The sequence below is a fragment of the Bacteroides sp. RCH18 genome, from assembly GCF_058231005.1.
Window position 1 is genome coordinate 764,309 of sequence record NZ_JBIPTC010000002.1, and the last position, 23,120, is coordinate 787,428.

A 23,120-nucleotide genomic window follows, 5' to 3' on the forward strand; every position below is an offset into this window, starting at 1 on the left:
GAAATGAAACTCTATAAATATTGTTTTGCGCTTTTGGCTCTTACAACAGTCACAGTGAGTGGTTGTAAGAATGAAGATATCAATGAAGAGCATCATTATGACAATAAACTCTATGTTAGCTCGGCTCCTGTTTGTGATGATTTGCTGATTAAGCCCAGTATAACTGAGGCTACCCGTGAACTTAGCTATCGTATAGCATCGCCGGCAGAACAAGATATTCAAATAAGCTTTGATGCGGCTCCCGCTATGACAGCAGCATATAATTTGATTTACAATGATAATGCAACTGCACTGGATTCATATTTTTATAATATACCAACAAAAACTGCTACTATTAAGGCAGGGGATATTTCCAGTGATAATATTGTGATTGACTTTAAGAATACCAACGAATTGGATAAGTCAAAACGCTATGTATTGCCCGTCACCATTCTAGATGCATCCAATATTGATGTACTCGAAAGTGCCCGTACTGCTTATTTCATATTTAAGGGTGCTGCCCTTATTAATGTAGTGGCAAATATCAAAGAAATCTATTTCCCAATTAACTGGAAGAGCAGTGTGAATGGTCTTTCTACTGTTACTATTGAAGCTTTGGTTCGTAGTGAAGACTGGGTGGCAGGACGTGAAAATGCCCTGAGTTCTGTTTTCGGTATTGAAGGTAAATTCCTTGTACGTATTGGTGATGCTGACCGTCCACGTGATCAAGTTCAGGTAGTAGCTCCCGGTGGTAATTTCCCAGGTCCGAATGTTGTTCCGGGTTTACCGGTTAATGAGTGGGTACACATTGCTATTGTTTATGATAATACGACAAAAGAACGAATCTATTATAAAGATGGTGTGCTTGTTTATAAAGACGAAGCAGCTTCAGGTAATGTATCTTTGAGCAGTGGTTGTTATATTGGTCGCGCTTGGGATGATACTCGTTGGTTGCCGGGAGATATTTCAGAAGTCCGCGTGTGGTCAGTGCAAAGAACGGCAGAGCAAATTGCCACTAATCCTTATGAAGTAGATCCTGCCAGTGAAGGACTGGTTGCTTACTGGAAGTTTAATGAAGGTGCCGGAAATGTTATTACCGACCAGACTGGACATGGTAATGATATTACAGGTTCGGGCGATCCTACTTGGGTAAAAGTAGAGATTCCTAAGATAAATTAATTGTTGGTTTAATCTTTTATTCAAGAATTCATTATGAATATGAAATATATAACTTCGGGTTTGTTCGCTGCCATGATTGTGAGCAGTACTGCATTCTTGACCTCTTGTGCTGATGATCTTGAGGTCGGAAAGAATATTGATGAGTCGGCCTACAGTGGCATTTATGAAAATAATGCATATCTGCGTGATGGAAAGTCGAACTTAGTTTCTAAGGTTGTCGAATTGCACGGTGAGACTTATGCTACTACCGTAAAAATGGGGTTGAGCAAGACACCTAATACAGCTACATCGGCAAAAGTGAAAATTGATGCTACTTATTTGGAAACGTATAATAAGGCGCATAATACAGATTTTGCATTGTATCCGCAGGACTTGGTTACCTTTGCTAACGAAGGAATACTTACAGTGAACGCTAATACTAAATCAGCGGAGGTAGAGATGACTATTCGGGCAGGAGAAGGTCTGCAGGAAGATAAAACATATGCTATTCCGGTAGCTATCAGTGATCAGAGCAGTGATATCACTATTAAAGATGAAGATGCGAAACATTGTATTTATCTGGTGAAAGATATGCGAAATGCCGGTGATGCATATAAAGGAGAAGGTGTAATGCAAGGTTATTTGTTCTTTGAAGTAAATGACGTAAATCCGCTGAATACTCTTTCTTTCCAATTAGAGAATGGAAAACTTCTTTGGGATGTTGTTGTACTGTTTGCTGCTAATATCAACTATGATGCTGAAGCAGGACGTCCTCGTGTACAATGTAACCCGAATGTACAGTATCTGTTGGATAATAATGAAACTCTTCTTCAGCCACTGCGTAGACGTGGTGTGAAAGTATTGTTAGGACTGCTTGGTAACCATGACATTACAGGCTTGGCACAGCTTTCCGAACAAGGTGCTAAAGACTTTGCCCGTGAAGTTGCCCAGTATTGTAAGGCATATAACTTGGATGGAGTAAATTATGACGATGAGTATTCAAACAGTCCTGATTTGAGCAATCCGTCTCTTACTAATCCAAGTACGGCTGCTGCAGCTCGTCTGTGTTATGAAACCAAACAGGCAATGCCGGATAAACTGGTTACTGTATTTGATTGGGGACAGATGTATGGTGTAGCTACTGTTGACGGGGTAGATGCAAAAGAATGGATAGATATTGTGGTAGCCAACTATGGTAGTGCTGCATATCCTATCGGACAAATGACAAAGAAACAATGCTCCGGTATTTCAATGGAATTCAACTTAGGCGGTGGCGGTAGCTTATCAGCTTCTAAAGCTCAAAGTATGATAGATGGAGGGTATGGATGGTTTATGGGATTTGCTCCAAGTCCGGCTAAATATGGTAGTGTTTTCAGCCGTCTTCAAGGTGGTGGCGAAGTATTGTACGGGTCTAATGTAGCAGCACCGACTATATTCTACAAGAAGAATGATCCGACGCCATATAAATATCCGGATGATCTTTAAATAAAATAGGAACAAATAAAAAACAAGAATATGAAAGCACATTATAAACTCTTTTTATCTCTGGCAATAGGATCATTCGTTACTTTTGCTGGATGTCAGGATGATGAGGTGGTGGATTTGGTTAAATATCCGGTGAATCAGCCTGCTATAACGATTGACGATGCGGAAGGAGCGTCTAAAGCGACGTTAACTGCAGTTTACAAATCTGATGGTACATTGGAATTAGATGGTCCTGTCACTAGAACTTATACATTCCATTTTGCTGCATCACCGGAAGATGCTACAGTGACTTTTGATATTATAAATACTAATATCCCAAAAGAAAATGTAGAGATCAGTGCCACTAAAGTAGTTCTTCCTGCCGGTTCAACAGATGCTTCTGTCACTGTGACTTTGAAGGATGAAGATTTTAGCTTTGCAGCACCCAATTATGATGCGACTACTTATGAATTAGGGGTGAAAGCCAGTGTGGAAGGATATAAGATAGGAACTGAACCAATAGAATCTAAAGTTGTAATAGAGAAGGAGGCATACACAGCTTCATGCTCTGTGGTTGGTGAGAGCGGTAATAACGTTACATTTGAACGTGCTTTCTCTCAAGGAGCGATTGTCAATCCTGATCCTATATCCTATACTTTCAAGATGAAGCTGGATAAGCCGGCAAGAAAAGACGTAAAGGTGAAACTTGCCACTACAGGGCTGGACGAACAGTTTATGAAGAATATCACTGTAACTCCTGCTGAAATTGCCATACCTGCCGGAGAGTTAGAATCAGCAGAGGTTACCTGGACTATTACTGATGATTTCTTGCTGACAACAGCTGGAGAAGAATCTCACACTCTTATTGTAACTGCATCAGCAGAAAGTGAAGACCCCGTTGTGAAGGTTAATAGTAAGGAGAACTTCTTAACCTTTAATGTGGATAAAGTACTTAGAAACTTTAAATATTTATCTGCTATAGGTAGCAACTGGGCTCAATTGTCGAAAGCCGGTTGGAGTGCGGAAATTCCTTCTGGTGTCTCCGGTAGAGCTAGTTATCTGATTGATGGTGATGGAGGAAGCTATGGATCAGATGTATATAGTTATAATCCATTCTGGTTTGTTATTGATATGAAATCAGCACAGGCTTTTAATGCTTTAGGTATGGATTATTATTATACGTATGCTTCTAAGAAAGTACGTATTTCAACTTCATTGGATAATGAAAACTGGACTCCGCAGGGAGTGTTGGAAGTTCCTCGTGTGGGTAATCATTATTTCCAATTCTTCTCTTCTATAACAGCTCGTTATGTAAAAGTTGAATTATTGGAAGGCTTTGGTTCATATATTGATGTCACTGAAGTTTATATCTACAACGCTCAGTAAGGCCTAGTCATTAGCAGATTAGTTAATTTTAGAGCCAGGCTTCATTCAGAAAGCCAGGCTCTTTTCTTGTATAAGCTACTATGTCCTTCTCTGTCTCCTCGTAAGGGAATCTTTGTGCCAAGGGCTTGGCACAGTTGTGCCACTACGGTGTCATTGTTGTGCCAATGGCTTGGCATAGTCGTGCCACCAATGTGTGACAACAGTGCCATCAAATAGTGACAGTTGTGTCTTCAGAGCGTAACAGTAGTATCACTTCGTGTTACTGCTGATCACCAGTCATAATCTTCAACGTATGCATCAAAGTTCTGTAGATGAGTTACTCCGCAATTCTTGAGGATATTTAATAATCTTTGTTGCTCGGAGGGGGTAAGGAGGCGTTCGCCTTTGCGGATGCGGTAGTAAGTTCTGCGACCAAAATAGCTCATTAAATGTGATATAACAGTTTGCATTTGCTTGTAGGGCAGGTTTTCTAACATTCTGATGAATCCCTTGGCATAACGTACTTTGACATTAGAACGATAATAAGGACAATTCCCTTGTTGGGCAGCGAGATGTTTGGGACTGATGATAACCCAGTATTCAATCTTTTCCGGTACGCTTTGTGCTGTAAGCCGTCTTAAACAAGTGTTTGCTTTTGAACATTCCCGGTTGAGGCACATTGCGTACTGATAGGGGACTTTGGTAAAGTCAATTTCTTCTTCCATGATTATAGTTGTTTGTCCGGCAAAAGTAGTGAATACTAAATGAAAAAAATGATAGTCTGAAAGTAAACTTCTTTACTTTCAGACTATCATTTTTTTCATTATCCGGATAAAGTCTTTCAGAACTGAGTGAAAGTCTGAAAACCGGAAGACAAAAGCTTTAATATAGATGTGAATTACTGTTCCTTAGAAAAAGAATAAGGCATATCCTCTTCTTTGGTTCCTCTGTTCAGATTCGGCTGATTACTCATGTCTACTTTGATAGTACCTCCCTTGAACAAATCTTCATGACGCAGATAGTTCTTGGTATGACCAGCACCGTTGAAGCTCATGGAATCAATATAGAAATTCTCTTTGCTGTTATTGGGTGCGTCGATAACAAGACTATTGCCGTTCTCGAAGTGAAGAGTTGCCTTTTTGAACAGAGGAGCTCCCATCACATATTCGTCCGTTCCAGGGCAAACAGGGTAGAAACCCAGCGCAGAGAATACATACCAGGCAGAAGTCTGTCCGTTGTCTTCGTCTCCGCAGTAACCGTCCGGTCCGGGCGTGTACATTCTGTCCATTACCTGACGTAACCAATATTGTGCCTTCCACGGTTGTCCTGCATAGTCATAGAGGTAAATCATGTGCTGGATCGGTTGATTGCCATGTGCATAGTTGCCCATATTCATCACTGTCATTTCACGAATTTCGTGAATTACCTGTCCGTAATAGCTGTCATCAAAAATGGGCGGTACGGCAAATACGGAATCCATCATGGTAATAAACATTTCTTTCCCGCCCATCAGGTCAATAAGTCCCTGCGGATCGTGGAAGACAGACCAGGTATAATGCCAGCTGTTTCCTTCCGTAAAGGCATCTCCCCATTTCAGTGGTGAGAAAGGAGACTGGAATGTACCGTCTTCGTTGCGACCACGCATTAGCTTGGATTCTTTATCGAAAAGATTCTTGTAATTCATGGCACGTTTGGCAAACAGGTTGATTTCTTTCTTGGGACGTTTCAGTTCCTTTGCCAACCGGTAGATACACCAGTCATCGTATGCATATTCCAGAGTACGGGCGGCGTTCTCGTTGATTTTCACATCGTAGGGTACGTATCCCAGTTTATTATAGTACTCGTATCCCAATCGTCCGGTGGAAGAAACCTCCGGATGCACATTCTCCGTTCCATGAATCAATCCTTCATACAACGTCTTGATATCATCGACTTTTACTCCCTTCATATAAGCGTCCACAAGGATTGATGCGGAGTTATTTCCGACCATGCAACCTCTGTGTCCCGGACTTGCCCATTCGGGGAAGAAACCGCTTTCAAGGTATGTATTGATCAACCCTTCCTGCATCTCCTTGTTAACCGACGGGTACATCAGATTCAACAGTGGGAAGAGGCAGCGGAATGTATCCCAGAAACCAGTATCGGTAAACATATATCCCGGAAGTACCTGTCCGTTATACGGACTGTAATGGATGGGCTGGCCGTTTGCATCCAGCTCATAGAACTTGCGCGGGAAAAGCAGTGAACGATACAGACAGGAGTAGAATGTACGGTACTGATCCAGATTGCCGCCTTCTACTTCTATTTTGCCCAGCACCTGATTCCAGGCATCTTTTCCTTTTTGGGCGAGTTGTTCTATGTTATCTTTGCCCAGTTCGTTCATATTGGCGGCAGCCTGCTCAAAGCTGATGAAAGAAGAGGCGATGCGTGCATTCACCTGCTCTCCTTTGCGGGTTTTGAATCCGATGATCGCTCCGGCATGGTCGGTTGTCTGTTCCGCTACGTTCTCTTGCAGATTTCCGTTCTCTACCGTAGCCTTATAGGTGAAAGACTTGTCGAACTCGATGATAAAGTAGTTCTTGAAGTTTTCAGGAACACCCCCGCTGTTGCGTGTCGTATAACCGATTATCTTATTCTCTTCCGGAATAATTTTGATGTAAGAACCTTTGTCGAAGGCATCTACGACCACATAAGAATGATCATTCTCCGGGAATGTGAAACGGAAAAGTACGGCACGTTCCGTCGGTGTCATTTCAGTGACTATATCGTGTTCTGCCAGGTATACTTTGTAGTAGTAAGGAGTTGCCACTTCACCTTTATGTGCAAACCAGCTTGCACGTTTCTCTTCGTCAAACACCGGTTGGCCTACTATCGGCATTATAGAGAACTGACCATAATCATTGATCCATGGACTGGGCTGGTGTGTCTGTTTGAACCCGCGGATTTTGTTGGCGGTATAGGTATATTGCCATCCGTCTCCCATTTTGCCTGTCTGTGGAGTCCAGAAGTTCATACCCCAGGGGCGGGCAATAGCCGGATAGGTATTACCTGTTGATAACTCAAAAGTAGATTGGGAACCCATCAGCGGATTGACATACTGCGTCCAGTCTTTGGCTTGGGACAATAGCGTACAACTAAGTACACAAGCTATCAATAAGAGTCTTTTCATGATAAGTAATGGTTTTTATATGATTATTGAGAAGAGTTGTTACTTCCCCATTGTGTAGGATGGTCAGTCATTTTGATCTCCATGACTCCGCCCGCTACAATGTCCTGATGTCCGAAGAAAGGCGTGTCCAGAGGTTTGCCGTTCAGCAATACGCTTTCGATGTACTTGTTGCTTTTGGAGTTGTTCTTCACCACGATGCTAAATGTCTTTTCACCGGGGAGATTGATTACAGCCTTGTCGAAAGCCGGACGTCCGATAGAATACACCGGTTTGCCCGGGCATACCTGATAGAATCCCATCGAGTTGAGTATATACCATGCCGACATCTGTCCGCAGTCTTCATTGCCGGACAGCCCGTCTACATTGTTGGCATACTGGCTCCGGTAGACACTGTCCACTAATTCCTGCGTTCTCCACGGACGATTCACATAGTTGTACAGATGAATCACGTGATGACTCGGCTCATTGCCATGTGCATACTGACCGATCAGTCCGCTGATATCTGCCGAGGTGGTTTCTCCGTCCAGACTCGAATCGACTGTAAACAGCGAATCCAGCTTTTCTACAAAAGCGTCCTCGCCTCCCATCAGTTTCACAAGTCCTTCCACATCGTGCGGAACAAACCAGGTCCATTGCCAAGCGGTTCCTTCGCAATAGTCATCGCTACGGTGAGTGGAGGCACGCGGGTTGAACGGGGTGCGCCATTCGCCATTCGAATCCAGTCCGCGCATGAAGCGGGTCGATTTGTCGAAATAGAACTCATAGGCTTTAGCGAAACGTTCATACTTTGCTTTGTTTTCGAAGTCGTTCATCGCTTCGGCAAAGATGGAGATACACCAGTCGTCGTAGGCATATTCCAGCGCTTTGGCTACAGATTCATTTTCGCGGTCGCAGGGGATGTAGCCGATAGCGTTTTTATAATACTTCGCTTTGGGCATCAGATGCGGCAGCACCAGATCGGGGCATTTGATGCCTGTCGTGTCATATTCGGCTGCGCGCAGACTGGCTTTGTATGCTTCGTGAGCATCAAAATTGCGGTAACCTTTCATATAGGCATCCACGATAACGGGGACCGCATGATATCCGATCATCGTTCCAGTGTAGTTGGAAGCCAGATCCCACATCGGGTATATTCCGCCTTCCTGATGTTTCCTGATCAGTGAATTGATGAACTGATTGTTCAGATTCGGGTCGATGATCGTCATCAGCGGGTGCAGCGCGCGGAACGTATCCCACAGGGAGAAGACAGTATACAGAGGATTGATGGTATCTCCCTGATGTACTTCGAGATCCATGCCGAGATAGCGTCCGTCCGCATCCGTAAACAGGTTCGGGCTGATGGCCGTATGATACAGAGCGGTATAGAAGATGGTTTTATCTTCTTTATCGGAAGTGGTGATGTCTATTTTAGACAGATAATTATTCCAGGCAGTGCGGGCGTCTTTTCGTACCTTGTCGAAGTCCCATTCGGGAATTTCGGATTCCACATTCTTGCGTGCGCCGGCGATATCGACAGCAGATACACCCACTTTTACTAGTACTTCTTCGTCTTTCTTTGTATTGAAGTGCAGCACCGCTTTGCATACAGGAAGGCGCTTGCCGTTGTCCATCGTGACAGAGTCGGTGATGAGGGTATATGCGAACGGTTTGGAGAACTTGGCGTAGAAGTTAATATACTGGTCGAAAGCCCAGTAAGTCGTCTTCTTGTGTCCGCTGATTTCCGTGTCGCTGATTACTTCGATTTCCATCTCGTAGTTGGTCTGCCGTTGCAGGCTGTAGTCCAGATCGATGATAAATCCGGATTCTGTGCTTTCGGGGAAGGTGTAGCGGTGGATGGCGCCGCGCTTGGTAGCCGTGATCTCCGCTTTGACCTGATAGGTGTCGAGGAAGACGGAGTAATATCCGGGTTCCGCTGTCTCATTCTCGTGCGAGAAAGCAGAGGCGTAAGCCAGTTTCTGGCTTTCCGGATCTGTTGTCAGATACTGCGGCTTGCCGACAGTCGGCATCAGTAATACGTCTCCGTAGTCACAACAGCCTGTACCGCTGACGTGGGTATGCGAAAAACCGTTGATCGTGTTGTCGTCGTAATAATAACCGGAGCAAGCGTCCCAGCCGTCGATCCGGGTGTCCGGACTGGGCTGGATCATACCGTGCGGAACTACAGCTCCGGGGAAAGTATGTCCATGTCCGCCGGTGCCTATGAAAGGATTGACATAAGCACTATAATCTTTTACACTGGGGGACTCTGTGCAGGAGTTGAGCATTATAAATCCTCCGAAACATCCTATCAGAAGTGTCTTTAATTTCATGTCGTTTATTAGTTTAAGTTTAACACAGGACTCATTTCTTATCTGAAGAGATAAAGATGTTGTTTCCTACGATTTTATATTCAATAGGTATGGAATTCTGCAAGGATTTCAATACCGATTCGATGGTTGATTTTTTCTTCAATACACCCGAATATGTTTTGTCCGACCGAATGTCAGGAGACAGAATGATCTTCACGTCGTAGAAGCGTTCCAGTGCCTTGGTGATGGTAAATATGTTTGCTTTATTGAATGGTATCAGATTGTCACGCCATACAGCATCCAGTTTCGCATCGACCTGTTTCACCGTCAGTCGTCCGCTGTTTCTGTTCAGTTCGGCACGCTGACCGGGGGCGAGGACAATTTGTCCTTCGTCCTTGTTGCCTTTCACTTCGATTTCTCCTTCGATCAAGGTTGCTTCCGCTATCCGGCAACGTTTGTCGCATTTGAAGTTGAAAGTGGTTCCTAGTACACGTACGCGCATAGCGTCGCTTTCTACCGTGAATGGTTTATGGCGGTTCTTGGTCACTTCGAAATAGGCTTCTCCGTCCAGATACACATTACGTTCTTTTTCGGAGAATTCGCGCGGGTACTTCAGCGTGGCGGCATTGTTCAGCCAGACTTTCGTCCCATCCGGCAAGACAACTTCCTTCACGATGCCTTCATTGGCAACGGCTACCAGCATCTGATGCTCCGGCCGGTTGTAGAACCAATATCCAGCTCCTCCGCCCATTAGTAAAGCAACGGCAAGGATGGCCGCATATTTCATCCAGCGATGCATATGCAGTACTTTATCTTTCTTCTTTTTCTCTTGCGACAGTTGTTTATAAAGCCTTTTTTCCGCATTAGCCATTCTCTGTTCATCGGCATAATGGTCGAATTTACCCAGATGATAAATTTCTTCCATGCGGAACAACTGGCGGGCATTTTCGTCCGATTCGCTGATCCAGGCATTCACCTCGATCAGCTCTTCTTCAGAACACTGACCTGTCAGATATTTGTTTATTATTTCTTCGCTCAGATTTCTCATTTTCTTTTCCTTCATATAAGTAATACAATTGAAACCCCAAAAACACTTATCTTTAATCCAATAAAAATAAGAGGAGAATGAACCAAAGATGTCCGAGACGATTTCGCAGGAACTTCAATGCCTTATACATATGTGCCTCTACCGTGCGGAGTGAAACCCCCAGTACATCGGCTATCTCCTTATTTTTCATGTCGTGCAGATAGCTGAGCTTGAAAACTTCTTTGCACTTGTCCGGAAGCTCATTGATCGCATCGTGAATCTCTTTCCGCAATTCCCGGTCTTCGATCTTGCGGATCACTTCGTTGTTGTCCGGCTGATAAAACTCTGCACGCCTCCGGTTTATCTCTTCCATGGCGGCGCAATAGCCATCTTCTACATTACGATGTTTCAATACGTTAAGGGCACGTGTATAGACAGCACGATAGAGGAAAGCCTGAATCTGCTCTCCTATCTCTATGCTGTCTTTTCGTTTCCAAAGCTCTACGAACACGTCCTGCACTACATCCTCCGCCTCTTCTTCTCCTACCAGTCGGGTGGCATAGAATATCAGGCTGGGGTAGTACCTGCGGAATAGAGCTTTGTAGGTTAAGTCGAAGTTTTCATTCATTTTTCCGATAGATTAGTTTAGGTGGACCTACTGGGTCTGTTCTTCAAATTCGACTTCCACTAAGGGAGTATTCCCCATTTCAAATTCGACGGTGGCACCGCTCATAATCTGTTCATGGGTAAGGTAGGTCTTATCGTACGGTTGACCGTCTACTTTGATAGATTGAATGTAAATATTCTCTTTGCTCACTTTGGGAGCAAGTACTGTAAATGTCTTTCCGTTAGCCAGATGCAACTTCATCTCCGGGAACAGGGGAGTACCTATTTCATACTTTCCGCTGACCGGATTGACCGGATAGAATCCCATCGCGCTGAATACGTACCAGGCAGACATTTGTCCGCAGTCTTCGTTTCCACAAAGACCGGCAGGCTCGTTCTTGTAAAGCTCGTTCATTACTTTGGCAACGTATTTCTGTGTCAGGTTCTGTTGTCCTACGGCATTGAAAAGATAGATTACGTGATGGCTCGGCTCATTGCCGTGAGCATATTGCCCGATCATTCCCGTGCTGAAGATGGGAAGTTCTTCGTCGTCTGCCGGATGATAGGTAAACATGCTGTCCAGTTTCTCTGCAAAGCGGCTTGTGCCTCCTGTGAGATCAATCAGACCGTCTATGTCATGCTGCACGGACCAGAAGTATTGCCAGCCGTTGCTTTCGCAGATATGCGGAGTATATTCGTCGGCTTTGAAGTCTTTGATAAAGTTTCCTTTATCGTCACGCGGCTGCATGAACGAAGTGGCCGGGTTGTAAACATTCTTGTAGTTCTGAGAACGTTTGTAGAATTCGTCCGCTATCTCTTTCTTGCCCATCTTGTTCGCCATCTCAGCAATGCAGTAATCGTCAAATGCATATTCCAATGTTTTGGACAGTGACCAATTTTCGGCGTTGTAATGATCTGTCACATTGTAAGGAATATAGCCTAATTGCTTGTATAGCCCGATGCCCCGGTAGTTATCCAAGTTGGCGGTAGCTACGCAGGCGGCCAGTGCTTTCTCCGCATCAAAGTTGCCTATACCTTTCAGATAAGCGTCTACAATCACGGGAACGGCATGATAGCCGATCATCATATCGGTTTCACTCCCGTAGAAGTTCCATACGGGCAGGCGTCCGTTCTGTTCAAAGAAGGCGATGAAGGATTTTACCATGTCGTTGACACGTTCCGGTTCGGTATATGTGAAAAGGGGATGGGCGGCACGGTAGGTATCCCAAAGGGAGAAAGTGCTGTAATTCACCCAGCCGTCACTCTGATGTACTTTTTTGTCGGGACCGTAATAGGCTCCGTCTACGTCACTGTAAATCGTAGGTGCGATCATCGAGTGGTACAGAGCTGTATAAAAGTTTACTTTATCGTCTTGATTGTTACCCTCAACTTCGATCTTTCCCAGTTGGCGGTTCCAGTTTGCTTTTGTTTCTGCCAGATACTTGTCGAAGTCATTTTCGGGCACTTCGGCTAGCAGGTTCTTGGCTGCGCCTTCCATGCTGACGCCGGAGATGGCGGTATTGACGAGAATCTGTTCTCCTTCTTCGGTATGGAAGTCAAAACGTGCGATGACAGCCGTACCGATGTGTTGCTTGTCTTTGATAATGGCAGTCGTATCCAGTTCCACCTTGTCGAAAGGCTTGGAGAAGCGGGTGCGGAAGTAGATTCGCTGATCGCGTGCCCAGCCGTCGGAGTAACGGTATCCTTGAATCGTCACAGAGTCCACTACCTCGATGTGCGAATCGTTCGTGAAGTCCCAGTTCATGGCTTTCTTCAGATTCAGGAAGATGGCGGCTTCGGCTTTGGGGAAGGTGTATCGCTGGATGCCACAACGTTCGGTTGCGGTCAGTTCCACGTTGATATGGTAGTCTTTCAGACGTACTTGATAGTAGCCTGCATAGGCGCTCTCTTCATCGTGAGAAAACTTGGAGTAGATGCCCAGCGGCGCTTCTGCCTCTTTGTAGGGCAGTGTGACCGGCATAAAAGAGATGTCGTACAGGTCGCCTGCACCTGTTCCCGAAAGGTGGGTATGGCTGAAGCCGGCGATTGTGCTGTCCGGATAAAAATAGCCGGAGATGCGGTCCCATCCCGGAAGTCCGTTATCCGGGCTGAGCTGCACCATGCCGAAGGGGGCTTGTGCGCCGGGATAAGTGTTTCCTGTGAAATCGGTGCCAATAAAAGGATTTACATACGATGTGTAATCAATTTCAGCTTGTGTCTGTTTGGCGTTGCAGGATGCAAAAATACAAACGATTAGAAGTAGGTAAATAGGTGTTTTCATCGGTGTACGGGTATTGGTGATTACTTATTTTATTATTTGAAGGATAAGAAAAATAATTAATCTGTTTACAAAGGTAGGAAAAAGTTGTGATAATTGAGTTTATATCACGAATATTTTTGGCAGGAGGCCGGTTGGTTGCAGATGGCGCCGGAGTTTTCCGGTGTCGGGAGGTGTCCTCATCGGTGCCGGGGGATGTCCTCATCGGTGCCGGAATTAGAAATAAAAAACCGTGTCTTAAAGTGCGGGTGACTTTAAGACACGGTTCTTATATTGGATGTATATTACTGCTTTCTTAGATACCTGCGAGTTCCAGTACTTTTTCGATAGCGGCATTCAGTCCGTCTGTATTCTTGCCTCCGGCAGTAGCGAAGTGAGGTTGACCGCCTCCGCCGCCTTGAATCAGTTTGGCTGCCTCTTTCACCAGGTTGCCTGCTTTCAAGCCACCGGCCACCAGATTGTCGCTCAGCATGACGGTCAGCATAGGTTTGCCATGGTCGAGGCTTCCGGCCACAAAGAACAGGTTTTCTGTGATTTCACCGCGAAGCTGGAAAGCGATATTCTTTACCACTTCCGCCGGCAACGGAGCACAGAACTTGATTACCTTGATACCGTGAATTTCCTGTATATTCTTCAGCAGTCTTTCTTTCAGCGAGGCTTCTTTCTCTTTCATGTAGTCTTCTACCTGCTTTTTCAGTCCTGCATTTTCCTCAATATACTTGCGGATGGCAATACCTAGGTCGGGTGCGTTGTTGAAGAGCGATTTCAATTCACTGATCGTATCCTGAATGGTATCCAGCATTTCTTCCACACGGGCTCCCGTATATGCTTCGATACGGCGTACACCGGCTGCAACAGAGCTTTCGGAAATGATCTTCACCATACCGATATTTCCGGTTGCGGCTACGTGGATACCTCCACAGAATTCGATAGAAGAACCGAACTGGATGACACGTACTCTTTCACCGTACTTTTCACCGAAGAGGGCGATAGCTCCCAGCTCTTTCGCTTCCTCGATAGGAATGTTGCGGTATTCCTTCAAAGGTATGTTGGCACGAATCTTGGCATTCACCAGGTGTTCTACCTGGCGGATTTCTTCGTCGGTCACCTTCTGGAAGTGAGAGAAGTCGAAACGCAGTGAATCCGGTGTTACTAACGAACCTTTCTGCTCGATGTGCTCGCCCAGTACTTCGCGCAGGGCAGAGTCCAGCAGGTGAGTTGCCGAGTGATTGGCTGCGCAGGCTGCCCGCTTGTCGGTGTCTACACAAGCCATCATCGGAGCTTCCGGATGTTCCGGCAGTTTTTTGGTAATATGTATCGGTAGATTGTTCTCTTTCTTGGTGTCGATTACTTCGATGGTCTCGAATTCGCTGACCAATACACCGGTGTCGCCTACCTGACCACCGCTTTCTGCATAGAACGGAGTACAGTCAAGTACGATCTGATACAGTGTCTGGTTTTTCTGCTTGATCTGACGATAGCGGAGAATAGATGCTTCGTATTCGGTATAGTCGTAACCTACGAATTCGGTTGTTCCTTCTCTCAGAGTCACCCAGTCACCGGTTTCGATGGCGGCAGCGTTACGTGCACGCTGTTTCTGCTGTTGCATTTCTGCGTTGAACTCTTCGATGTTGACTGTCATTCCGTTTTCACGAAGAATCAGTTCTGTCAGGTCTAACGGGAAACCGAAAGTATCATATAAGGTAAAGGCATCTTTACCGCTGATTTCTGTCTTTCCGGCAGCCTTTGTATCTTCCATTGTCTTATCCAGCAGACGGATACCTGTTTCCAGCGTGCGAAGGAAGGCTTCTTCTTCTTCCTTGATTACTTTTTCGATCAGACCTTTCTGTGCGATCAGTTCCGGATAAGCGTCTCCCATGTTGTCGATCAACACCGGAAGCAGCTTGTACATGAATGACTGTTTCTGTCCGAGGAAAGTATATCCGTAGCGGACGGCGCGGCGGAGGATACGGCGGATGACATAACCTGCCTTAGCATTGGAAGGCAGCTGGCCGTCCGTAATGGAGAAAGCAATCGTACGGATGTGGTCAGCGATTACGCGCATGGCGATGTCCTGCTGCTTGTCTTTTCCGTACTCTGTGCCTGACATTGCTGCAATCGCTTTCAGCATCGGCTGGAATACGTCTGTATCGTAGTTGGAAGTCTTGCCCTGCAAAGCCATACAGAGGCGTTCGAATCCCATACCTGTATCGATAACCTTTGCAGGAAGTGGTTCGAGGCTGCCGTCAGCTTTACGGTTATATTGCATGAACACAAGGTTCCATATTTCAATTACTTGGGGATGATCGTGGTTGACGAGATCACGGCCGGAGATTTTGGCACGTTCTTCTGCCGGACGGAGGTCGATGTGGATTTCCGAACAAGGTCCGCAAGGACCTGTATCACCCATTTCCCAGAAGTTGTCGTGCTTGTTGCCGTTGATGATGTGATCTTTCGGCAGATACTGTTCCCAGTAAGAAGCGGCTTCGTCGTCACGGCTCAGTCCTTCTTCGGGGCTTCCTTCGAATACGGTGGCGTACAGGTGTTCCGGATTCAGTTTCAATACTTCTACCAGATATTCCCATGCCCAGTTGATGGCTTCTTTCTTGAAATAGTCACCGAATGACCAGTTGCCCAGCATTTCGAACATGGTGTGGTGGTACGTGTCGTGTCCCACTTCTTCCAGGTCATTATGCTTTCCGCTTACACGCAGACATTTCTGAGAGTCCGCGACTCTGTGGTATTTGGCCGGGTGGTTACCCAAAATAATATCTTTAAACTGGTTCATCCCTGCGTTGGTAAACATCAGGGTAGGGTCATCTTTTATCACCATCGGAGCCGAGGGAACAATGTGGTGTCCTTTCGACTCAAAGAAATTCTTGAATGAATCTCTGATCTCTTTTGCAGTCAACATATTCTTCTATATATCTATTGTTGAGGTTAATATTCTCAAAAAACTGTGCAAAGATAGCTTGTTTTTATTACTTTTGCCGTATTAACAAGCGAAATATTTCCAAAAAGATGCGCAAAGTTTACTACATCTACAATCCAAGGACGCAGACTTATGACCGAATTTACCCTACCGTACGGCAGCGTGCGCTTAGCATTCTGCGCCGGCTTTTTATCGGTATGGGACTTGGAGCCGGATGCTTCATCGTCTTGCTTCTGGTGTTCGGATCGCCTTCGGAGAAGGAGCTGCGAATCGAAAATAGCCGTCTTTTGGCGCAATATAATGTACTTTCCCGCCGTCTGGATGATGCGATGGGGGTGCTGCAGGATATTCAGCAGCGTGACGATAACCTGTATCGGGTGATTCTGCAAGCTGATCCTGTTTCGCCGGCTATCCGTCAGGCAGGTTTTGGAGGAACGAACCGGTATGAGGAGCTGATGGATCTGGCAAACTCCAAGCTGGTGGTAAATACGACCCAAAAGCTGGATGTACTGTCCAAACAACTTTATATCCAGTCCAAATCTTTCGATGACGTGGTGGATATGTGTAAGAATCATGATGAAATGCTGAAGTGTATTCCGGCCATCCAGCCTATCTCCAATAAAGACCTTCGCAAGACTGCTTCCGGATACGGAACACGTATTGATCCGATTTACGGTACGACGAAGTTCCATTCGGGAATGGATTTCTCCGCTCATCCGGGAACGGATGTCTATGCGACCGGTGACGGTACAGTGGTAAAAGTAGGATGGGAAACCGGATATGGCAATACGATTGAGATTGACCATGGCTTCGGTTATCTGACTCGGTACGCTCACTTACAGAGCTATAACACGAAAGTCGGGAAAAAGGTGGTACGTGGCGAGGTGATTGGAAAAGTGGGAAGTACAGGTAAGAGCACTGGTCCTCATCTTCACTATGAGGTATATGTGAAGGGAAAGGTTGTGAATCCTGTCAACTATTACTTCATGGACTTGAGCGCGGAAGATTATGAGAAGATGATTCAACTGGCCGCCAATCACGGTAAAGTGTTTGATTAATCTCTTAAAACAATGATTTCTATGCTGAATACGGACAAAGAACTAAAATTATATTACTCCATAGCCGAAGTGGCCGATATGTTTGGAGTCAACGCATCCTTGCTTCGTTTTTGGGAGAAGGAGTTCCCTCAGATTTCTCCCAGGACGACGGGGCGGGGGATACGTCAGTATCGTAAGGAGGATGTAGAAACGATTGGTCTGATCTATCATCTGGTGAAGGAGAAAGGTCTGACGCTTCCCGGTGCCCGTCAACGGTTGAAGGATAACAAGGAAGCTACGGTTCGCAATTACGAAATTGTGAACCGTCTGAAAGGTATTAAGGAAGAGCTTCTGGCTATCAAGAAAGAACTGGACGGACGATAAATTATTCCTCCACCCGGTTCACCTGTTTGATGTTTTGAATCTTCTTCAGATTATTGCAGATTGTTTTTACATCTTCCACATCGTGTACCCATAGCTGAATCTTTCCTTCGAATATCCCGTCATTTGTTTCAATGGCAAGTTTACGGATATTCACGTTGAGCTGTCTGGAGATGACCTGAGTCACTTCGTTTAGAAGTCCCATACTGTCTATACCTCTTAAATAGATATATACGAGGAAAGAAAGTTCTTTGTGAGTATCCCATTCGGTCGCTAATATACGGTTGCCATAGCTGCTTTTCAGCTTGGCGGCAACAGGGCATTGGCGTTTATGAATAATAATGCGGTCGTTTTCATCAACGTAACCCAAAACATCATCACCGGGAATCGGATGACAACATTCGGCCATGATGTATTTCTTTTGCAGACTTTCTTCGGTCAGTTTAAGAATCTCTTTCGGATTGATCTTTTCTTTTTCCTGCGGTTCTTTTTCTTCCGGTTTTTCCTTGTTGCTGTTCCCGAAGGAGAACGTCAGGTATTTCTTCCAGTTGCTGGTCTGCTTTTCTCTCAGCTCGTTCTTGTCCGCTTCTCCCAGAGTGATAGCTTTGCTGCCGATAGCGGCTAGTAACTCTTCTTCATTCTTAAAGTTGTGAAACTTACGCAACTTCTCGATGACAGCTTCTTCCGGACGTATTTCTTCCTTCTTCAGAAACTCACTGAGTAGCTCTTCGCCAATTTTCTGATTCGCTTTCCGTTCTTTGCGAAGAATCGCTGCGATCTTGGCACGGGCACGGGCGGTCGTTGCGAATACCTCCCATTGCGGTTGTACACGTTGGGATTTTGAAGTTAATATTTCAACCTGATCACCACTTTGCAGTTTATGGCTTAGCGGCACCAGTTTATGATTGACCTTGGCACCGATACAATGGCTACCGATATCTGTGTGCAGTGAGAAGGCAAAATCCAGCGCCGTAGAGTTCTGCGGCATTGTCTTTAACTCTCCCTTCGGAGTGAACACAAAGATTTCGGAAGCAAACAGGTTCAGCTTGATTGTATCCAGAAAATCTATCGCATCCGGTTGCGGATCATCCAGTATCTCTTTAATGGTTTTCAGCCATTTCTCCAGTTCGCCTTCGTCTTCGCTGCCTCCTCCTTCTTTATATTTCCAGTGGGCGGCAAAGCCTTGTTCTGCAACATCGTTCATCCGTTCGCTGCGAATCTGTACTTCGATCCATTGTCCGTTGTTTCCCATCAGGGTGACGTGCAATGCCTGGTAACCATTCGCCTTCGGATGGCTTACCCAGTCGCGCAGGCGGTCGGGATGAGGCTTGTATATCTTGGAAATGGAGACATAGATGTCGAAACAGTCGTTGAGTTCTTCTTCCACGTTGCGTGGTTCGAAGATGATACGGACAGCGAGCAAGTCATAAATCTCCTCGAACGGGACGTGCTTGGTTTGCATCTTGTTCCAGATGGAGTAGATCGATTTCACACGTGCCAGAATCCGGTATTTTAGCCCCATCTTATCCAGCTGAGTGCGGATCGGAGCTGTGAAGTCGTTGAATACTTTGTCGCGTTCGGCGGCGGTAGCATTCAGCTTTTCTTCTATTTCGGCATATTCTTCGGGGTGTTCATATTTGAAGCTGAGGTTTTCAAGCTCTGTTTTGATCTTGTACAGACCTAGGCGGTTGGCTAACGGGGCATAGATGTAGAGAGTTTCTCCTGCTATCTTATATTGCTTGTTGGGCAGCATGGAACCCAGCGTGCGCATATTGTGCAAGCGGTCGGCTATTTTGATCAGGATAACTCGGATATCGTTCGACATGGTGAGCAGTAACTTCTTGAAGTTCTCTGCCTGTGCCGAAGCACGGTCACCGAAGATCCCTCCGGAGATTTTGGTCAGTCCGTCTACAATCTGGGCAATCTTCGGTCCAAAGATATTTTCGATGTCTTCTACCGTGTAATCAGTGTCTTCTACTACGTCGTGCAGCAGTGCCGCACAGATAGAAGTAGAACCAAGACCAATTTCGTTGCATACTATTTGTGCAACGGCAATCGGGTGCATGATATAAGGTTCGCCGGATCGGCGTTTGATTCCTTTGTGTGCCTGATTAGCGAAGTTGAAAGCTTTCGTGATGATTTCAACTCGTTTGCGATGTTTAGTATGGAGATAATCATTCAGAAGTTCCTGGAACGCCTGATTGATCATCTCTTCATCTGCTATTTCTTTGGGGGTTATATTATCCATATTCGTTATCCTTTCATTCGCTTATTTTTGCAAAAATAAGCAAATTTCCGAATGAAGCAAGCGGGAAGTCATTTATTTGTAGATTTTCAATTGTTTTCCTGCTGCGATTCTGGTGTTCGACATACCGTTCCACTGCTGTATATCTTTGACACGTACGCCTAGCTTTTCGGCAATCGATGAAAGAGTGTCTCCACTTTTTATCTTATAATAAGTTAATTTTCCTTTACCGGCCACTGCACTTGTCTGTCTGCGGGTGGTTGGAGTTACTTCTTTCACGGCAACGGTTTTGCGGTTGCGGAATAGCTCGTCGGCACGATGTGCGTAGATCGTATCTTGCTTGTCAATAAACGTACTGATGGCGCCTTGTGGTAAACGTAATGTACAAGGTTTGGTCGTGCCGGGAATCACTTGTTTCTTGTATTGGGGATTCAGGCTCTTCACTTCCTCCAGCGGAACATTGCAAAGTTCGGCAATCTGCTCGAAATGAAGGTTTTTAGTGACTTGCACCGTATCTGTGCTTGCCGGAATGTTTGTTTCCATCGGACATATGTTGTGGTCGCAATAGTATGTCATCACATAGTTGGCTGCGATGAAAGCAGGTACGTATCCGCGTGTCTCTTTCGGCAGCAGGTTATAGATTTTCCAGTAATCCGTTTCGCCTCCGGCGCGGCGGATTGCCTTGTTGATAGTACCTGGGCCGCAGTTATAGGCTGCGATAACCAGATTCCAGTCTCCATAAATATCGTACATCTCTTTCAGATAACGGGCGGCAGCCCAGGTTGCTTTGATCGGGTCGCGGCGTTCGTCTATCAGACTATTGGATTCAAGACCGTAAATCTTTCCTGTTCCAATCATGAATTGCCACAGTCCCGAGGCACCGGCACGTGACACAGCCGAAGGATTCAGTGCAGATTCGATAATCGGCAGGTACTTCAGTTCCAGAGGAAGTCCGTAAGCGTCCAGTGCTTCTTCAAAAATAGGCATATAGAAATTGCAGGCGCTCAGCATGAATGAAACCTGATTGCGCAGGCGACCCGCGTACATATCGATGAATTTGCGTACAATGTCATTATAAGGCATCTCCATGACAGCCGGAATACGTGAAAGGCGGTCAATGTAGACAGAATCACTGAATAAAGGATTCACTTCCGCCGTACTGCAATCTTTGCCTAAATCAATATAGTTTTTAGCTTTCCAGTCGTTCAGCAGACTGTCGAGCGGGTAAGTCATACTCTTTGGAAGATCGATGCTTTCTTTGCGTTCGGTTCCGTTTTCACGAATAACTACATCTACACTTTGAGCTTTTACCTGTGTGGTTGCCAACAGGAAAAGGAAAATAATCGAACAATAGTTTTCTAATTTCTTCATGCTTTAATTATAAGTTCAATCTAAATTGTGTTTTTAAAATCGTAGTACGCATTGCAGTCCCACTGACTTATTCTTGTAACTGTTGGAGCGGAACTGGCTGTTATTGTCGATGACAGTTGGCTCCAGCTTCATACTCAAGTCAGGTGAAATGTCGAAGTTTGATAATTCCGCATCGACATAGGCATCGATGATGGAAATAAGGTATACTCCGATAAATGCAAATATACTAAGGTCCCGAAAACGACGGAACGAGTCCTTTCTTCGTTTCAAGGTGTTTTTCAGTTGCTCTTCATTATACTGGGCGTTCGGTGGCAGCAAATCTTCATAGCTCTTGGTGTTTGGATTACTGTCCATGATGTCCAGATAGGCCTGTGAATAGTCTTTATACATTTTCCCGTTCCAGCTGAGGGCATACGCACATCCTGCAAACCCTCCATATATAATAGGTAGTTTCCAGTATTTACGGTTGTAAATCTGTCCTCCGCCGGGGAATACGACTGCAAGCCATGTCGCTTTGGTCGGGTTGGGAATGAACAGTTTCTTGTTGAGATCCTGCACAGGAGGTACTGTGTCGGTTTTCACAACAATAGGTGTCGGCTGTTCTATCTTCTTCAGTTCTTTTTTATTGGCTGCGTCAAGGCTGTCGGCTATCTGTATTTTGGCGGCAGACAGGCTGTCGGTTGCTTGCAGGCGTTCCGGATGCAATATCTTGATCGAATCCTTTTTCAGCGAATCCATTACCTGAGCAGGATCCCGGTGCCTTCGTGCACGTGCTTTCGGTGCTTCCCGACTCTGAATAGTACTGTCTTTCTGTACCGGAGTCACAGGCTCCTGTGCATACACATCAATCCCTGCCACCTGTAGAAAACAGAGAAGCAGGGTGATGATGAGTAACTGATATTTCTTACTTTTTCTTGTCATTTACTTTTTTAGCGTATCGAAGATTTCCATGATACGTTCCAGTTCCTCCTCGTTGCTGAAAGGAATACTGATTTTTCCTTTCCCCTTTTCGGAGCAAGTCAGTTGTACCTTGGTGTTGAAGAATCCCGTGAGTTGTTGCTTCAGTAAGTTGAACTCTTCCGGTAGTTTGCCGCGTTTCGGAGTGATTTTCCGTGTGCCGCTTTTCACAGCTTCTCCTTCGCTCAGCGATTTGACAATCTCTTCTACTTTGCGGACGGAGTATCCGTGTTCCTGTATCTCTTCGAATATTTTTACTTGAAGTTTGGGGTCGCCTAATGAAATCAATGCACGTGCATGTCCCATATCCAGTTGTTTGTTTTGCAGAGCCATCTGTATAGGAGCCGGCAGTTTCAGCAGACGCAGGTAGTTGGCGATAGTGGTCCGGTTCTTGCCGATACGTTCGCTCAGGCGTTCCTGTGTCAGTTCATACTGGTCCAGCAGATGTTGATAAGCCAATGCTATTTCTACCGCATTCAGGTCTTCACGCTGTATGTTTTCAATCAGCGCCATTTCCATCATGTTCTCGTCGTCGGCGGTGCGGATGTAGGCAGGGATGGTTTTCAGTCCTGCTTTTTGTGAAGCACGGTAACGACGCTCTCCCGCGATGATCTGATACTCATCGTCCGAGAGTTTGCGTAGAGTGATAGGCTGTATGATACCGATTTCCGCAATGGAGTCAGCCAGTTCCTGCAAAGCCGTTTGATCGAATTCGCGGCGTGGCTGATTGGGGTTGACGGTAATCTTCGCCAACTCTATTTCACTAATGGAAGAAGAACCTTCGGTTTTCACATCATCCATTGAGAGCAAGGCGTCAAGTCCGCGTCCTAATGCATTTCTTTTTTGTGTTGCCATATCTTCTT

General features: G+C 45.5%; 16 protein-coding genes. 5 read left to right on the forward strand and 11 right to left on the reverse strand.

Going from position 1 to position 23,120, the window contains the following annotated elements; translation table 11 throughout:
• The first annotated feature begins 3 nt into the window (after window positions 1-3).
• The 3 genes from ACHLI0_RS18375 to ACHLI0_RS18385 are packed head-to-tail and all read left to right on the forward strand — an operon-like array spanning window position 4 to window position 3,987.
• On the forward strand, window positions 4-1,158 hold the full coding sequence (locus tag ACHLI0_RS18375; RefSeq protein WP_413555016.1) for a DUF1735 and LamG domain-containing protein: 1,155 nt from the start codon (window positions 4-6) through the stop codon (window positions 1,156-1,158).
• A gap of 33 nt (window positions 1,159-1,191) precedes the next feature.
• Window positions 1,192-2,622, forward strand: coding sequence for a BT_3987 domain-containing protein (locus ACHLI0_RS18380; RefSeq protein WP_490749784.1), 1,431 nt, complete (start codon window positions 1,192-1,194; stop codon window positions 2,620-2,622).
• A 30-nt stretch (window positions 2,623-2,652) separates the two neighbouring features.
• Window positions 2,653-3,987 carry a DUF4989 domain-containing protein gene (locus tag ACHLI0_RS18385; RefSeq protein ID WP_490749785.1) on the forward strand — a complete coding sequence of 445 codons (1,335 nt, stop codon included), beginning with the start codon at window positions 2,653-2,655 and terminating at the stop codon, window positions 3,985-3,987.
• A 269-nt stretch (window positions 3,988-4,256) separates the two neighbouring features.
• Here ACHLI0_RS18385 and ACHLI0_RS18390 read toward each other — a convergent pair whose 3' ends face one another.
• The 7 genes from ACHLI0_RS18390 to alaS form a co-directional block, all read right to left on the reverse strand.
• A complete protein-coding gene (locus tag ACHLI0_RS18390) occupies window positions 4,257-4,691 on the reverse strand; it encodes a DUF6078 family protein (protein WP_490749786.1) in 435 nt (144 codons plus the stop codon).
• 173 nt (window positions 4,692-4,864) lie between these two features.
• Window positions 4,865-7,135 (reverse strand): GH92 family glycosyl hydrolase, encoded by a 2,271-nt coding sequence (locus ACHLI0_RS18395; protein ID WP_490749787.1) that lies wholly within the window; start codon window positions 7,133-7,135, stop codon window positions 4,865-4,867.
• Between the two features lie 23 nt (window positions 7,136-7,158).
• Window positions 7,159-9,444 (reverse strand): GH92 family glycosyl hydrolase, encoded by a 2,286-nt coding sequence (locus ACHLI0_RS18400; protein ID WP_490749788.1) that lies wholly within the window; start codon window positions 9,442-9,444, stop codon window positions 7,159-7,161.
• A gap of 31 nt (window positions 9,445-9,475) precedes the next feature.
• Window positions 9,476-10,486, reverse strand: coding sequence for a FecR family protein (locus tag ACHLI0_RS18405; RefSeq protein WP_225679769.1), 1,011 nt, complete (start codon window positions 10,484-10,486; stop codon window positions 9,476-9,478).
• 37 nt (window positions 10,487-10,523) lie between these two features.
• Window positions 10,524-11,078, reverse strand: coding sequence for an RNA polymerase sigma-70 factor (locus ACHLI0_RS18410; protein WP_055216501.1), 555 nt, complete (start codon window positions 11,076-11,078; stop codon window positions 10,524-10,526).
• A 27-nt stretch (window positions 11,079-11,105) separates the two neighbouring features.
• Window positions 11,106-13,337, reverse strand: a complete 2,232-nt coding sequence (locus tag ACHLI0_RS18415; RefSeq protein ID WP_490749789.1) for a GH92 family glycosyl hydrolase — start codon at window positions 13,335-13,337, stop codon at window positions 11,106-11,108.
• A gap of 292 nt (window positions 13,338-13,629) precedes the next feature.
• The gene (gene alaS, locus ACHLI0_RS18420) at window positions 13,630-16,248 is read right to left on the reverse strand and encodes an alanine--tRNA ligase (protein ID WP_225679773.1); all 2,619 of its coding nucleotides are present in this window, start codon (window positions 16,246-16,248) and stop codon (window positions 13,630-13,632) included.
• A gap of 107 nt (window positions 16,249-16,355) precedes the next feature.
• Between alaS and ACHLI0_RS18425 the strand changes: the two genes are divergently transcribed.
• Window positions 16,356-17,324 carry a M23 family metallopeptidase gene (locus ACHLI0_RS18425; RefSeq protein WP_061474349.1) on the forward strand — a complete coding sequence of 323 codons (969 nt, stop codon included), beginning with the start codon at window positions 16,356-16,358 and terminating at the stop codon, window positions 17,322-17,324.
• Between the two features lie 21 nt (window positions 17,325-17,345).
• Window positions 17,346-17,687: a MerR family transcriptional regulator gene (locus tag ACHLI0_RS18430; protein ID WP_008760912.1), complete on the forward strand. Its 342-nt coding sequence runs from the start codon at window positions 17,346-17,348 to the stop codon at window positions 17,685-17,687.
• Window position 17,688: 1 nt separating this feature from the next.
• On the opposite strand, the gene ACHLI0_RS18435 is transcribed toward ACHLI0_RS18430, so the two are convergent.
• From ACHLI0_RS18435 to ACHLI0_RS18450, 4 genes are all read right to left on the reverse strand, one after another.
• A complete protein-coding gene (locus tag ACHLI0_RS18435; protein ID WP_055216510.1) occupies window positions 17,689-19,932 on the reverse strand; it encodes a RelA/SpoT family protein in 2,244 nt (747 codons plus the stop codon).
• Window positions 19,933-20,004: 72 nt separating this feature from the next.
• Complete coding sequence (locus tag ACHLI0_RS18440; RefSeq protein WP_008764235.1) at window positions 20,005-21,300, reverse strand: lytic transglycosylase domain-containing protein; 1,296 nt, start codon at window positions 21,298-21,300, stop codon at window positions 20,005-20,007.
• Between the two features lie 33 nt (window positions 21,301-21,333).
• Entirely contained in the window at window positions 21,334-22,221 is an 888-nt protein-coding gene (locus tag ACHLI0_RS18445) for a DUF5683 domain-containing protein (RefSeq protein WP_196069240.1), read from the reverse strand.
• A complete protein-coding gene (locus tag ACHLI0_RS18450) occupies window positions 22,222-23,112 on the reverse strand; it encodes a ParB/RepB/Spo0J family partition protein (protein WP_196069239.1) in 891 nt (296 codons plus the stop codon). It lies immediately after the preceding gene.
• Window positions 23,113-23,120: the final 8 nt, after the last annotated feature.

Bases quoted from the DNA above. Each gene is read 5' to 3' on its own strand.
- ACHLI0_RS18375 (WP_413555016.1), top strand. From the start codon at position 4: ATGAAACTCTATAAATATTGTTTTGCGCTTTTGGCTCTTACAACAGTC.
- ACHLI0_RS18380 (WP_490749784.1), top strand. From the start codon at position 1,192: ATGAATATGAAATATATAACTTCGGGTTTGTTCGCTGCCATGATTGTG.
- ACHLI0_RS18385 (WP_490749785.1), top strand. From the start codon at position 2,653: ATGAAAGCACATTATAAACTCTTTTTATCTCTGGCAATAGGATCATTC.
- ACHLI0_RS18390 (WP_490749786.1), bottom strand. From the start codon at position 4,691: ATGGAAGAAGAAATTGACTTTACCAAAGTCCCCTATCAGTACGCAATG.
- ACHLI0_RS18395 (WP_490749787.1), bottom strand. From the start codon at position 7,135: ATGAAAAGACTCTTATTGATAGCTTGTGTACTTAGTTGTACGCTATTG.
- ACHLI0_RS18400 (WP_490749788.1), bottom strand. From the start codon at position 9,444: ATGAAATTAAAGACACTTCTGATAGGATGTTTCGGAGGATTTATAATG.
- ACHLI0_RS18405 (WP_225679769.1), bottom strand. From the start codon at position 10,486: ATGAAGGAAAAGAAAATGAGAAATCTGAGCGAAGAAATAATAAACAAA.
- ACHLI0_RS18410 (WP_055216501.1), bottom strand. From the start codon at position 11,078: ATGAATGAAAACTTCGACTTAACCTACAAAGCTCTATTCCGCAGGTAC.
- ACHLI0_RS18415 (WP_490749789.1), bottom strand. From the start codon at position 13,337: ATGAAAACACCTATTTACCTACTTCTAATCGTTTGTATTTTTGCATCC.
- alaS (WP_225679773.1), bottom strand. From the start codon at position 16,248: ATGTTGACTGCAAAAGAGATCAGAGATTCATTCAAGAATTTCTTTGAG.
- ACHLI0_RS18425 (WP_061474349.1), top strand. From the start codon at position 16,356: ATGCGCAAAGTTTACTACATCTACAATCCAAGGACGCAGACTTATGAC.
- ACHLI0_RS18430 (WP_008760912.1), top strand. From the start codon at position 17,346: ATGCTGAATACGGACAAAGAACTAAAATTATATTACTCCATAGCCGAA.
- ACHLI0_RS18435 (WP_055216510.1), bottom strand. From the start codon at position 19,932: ATGGATAATATAACCCCCAAAGAAATAGCAGATGAAGAGATGATCAAT.
- ACHLI0_RS18440 (WP_008764235.1), bottom strand. From the start codon at position 21,300: ATGAAGAAATTAGAAAACTATTGTTCGATTATTTTCCTTTTCCTGTTG.
- ACHLI0_RS18445 (WP_196069240.1), bottom strand. From the start codon at position 22,221: ATGACAAGAAAAAGTAAGAAATATCAGTTACTCATCATCACCCTGCTT.
- ACHLI0_RS18450 (WP_196069239.1), bottom strand. From the start codon at position 23,112: ATGGCAACACAAAAAAGAAATGCATTAGGACGCGGACTTGACGCCTTG.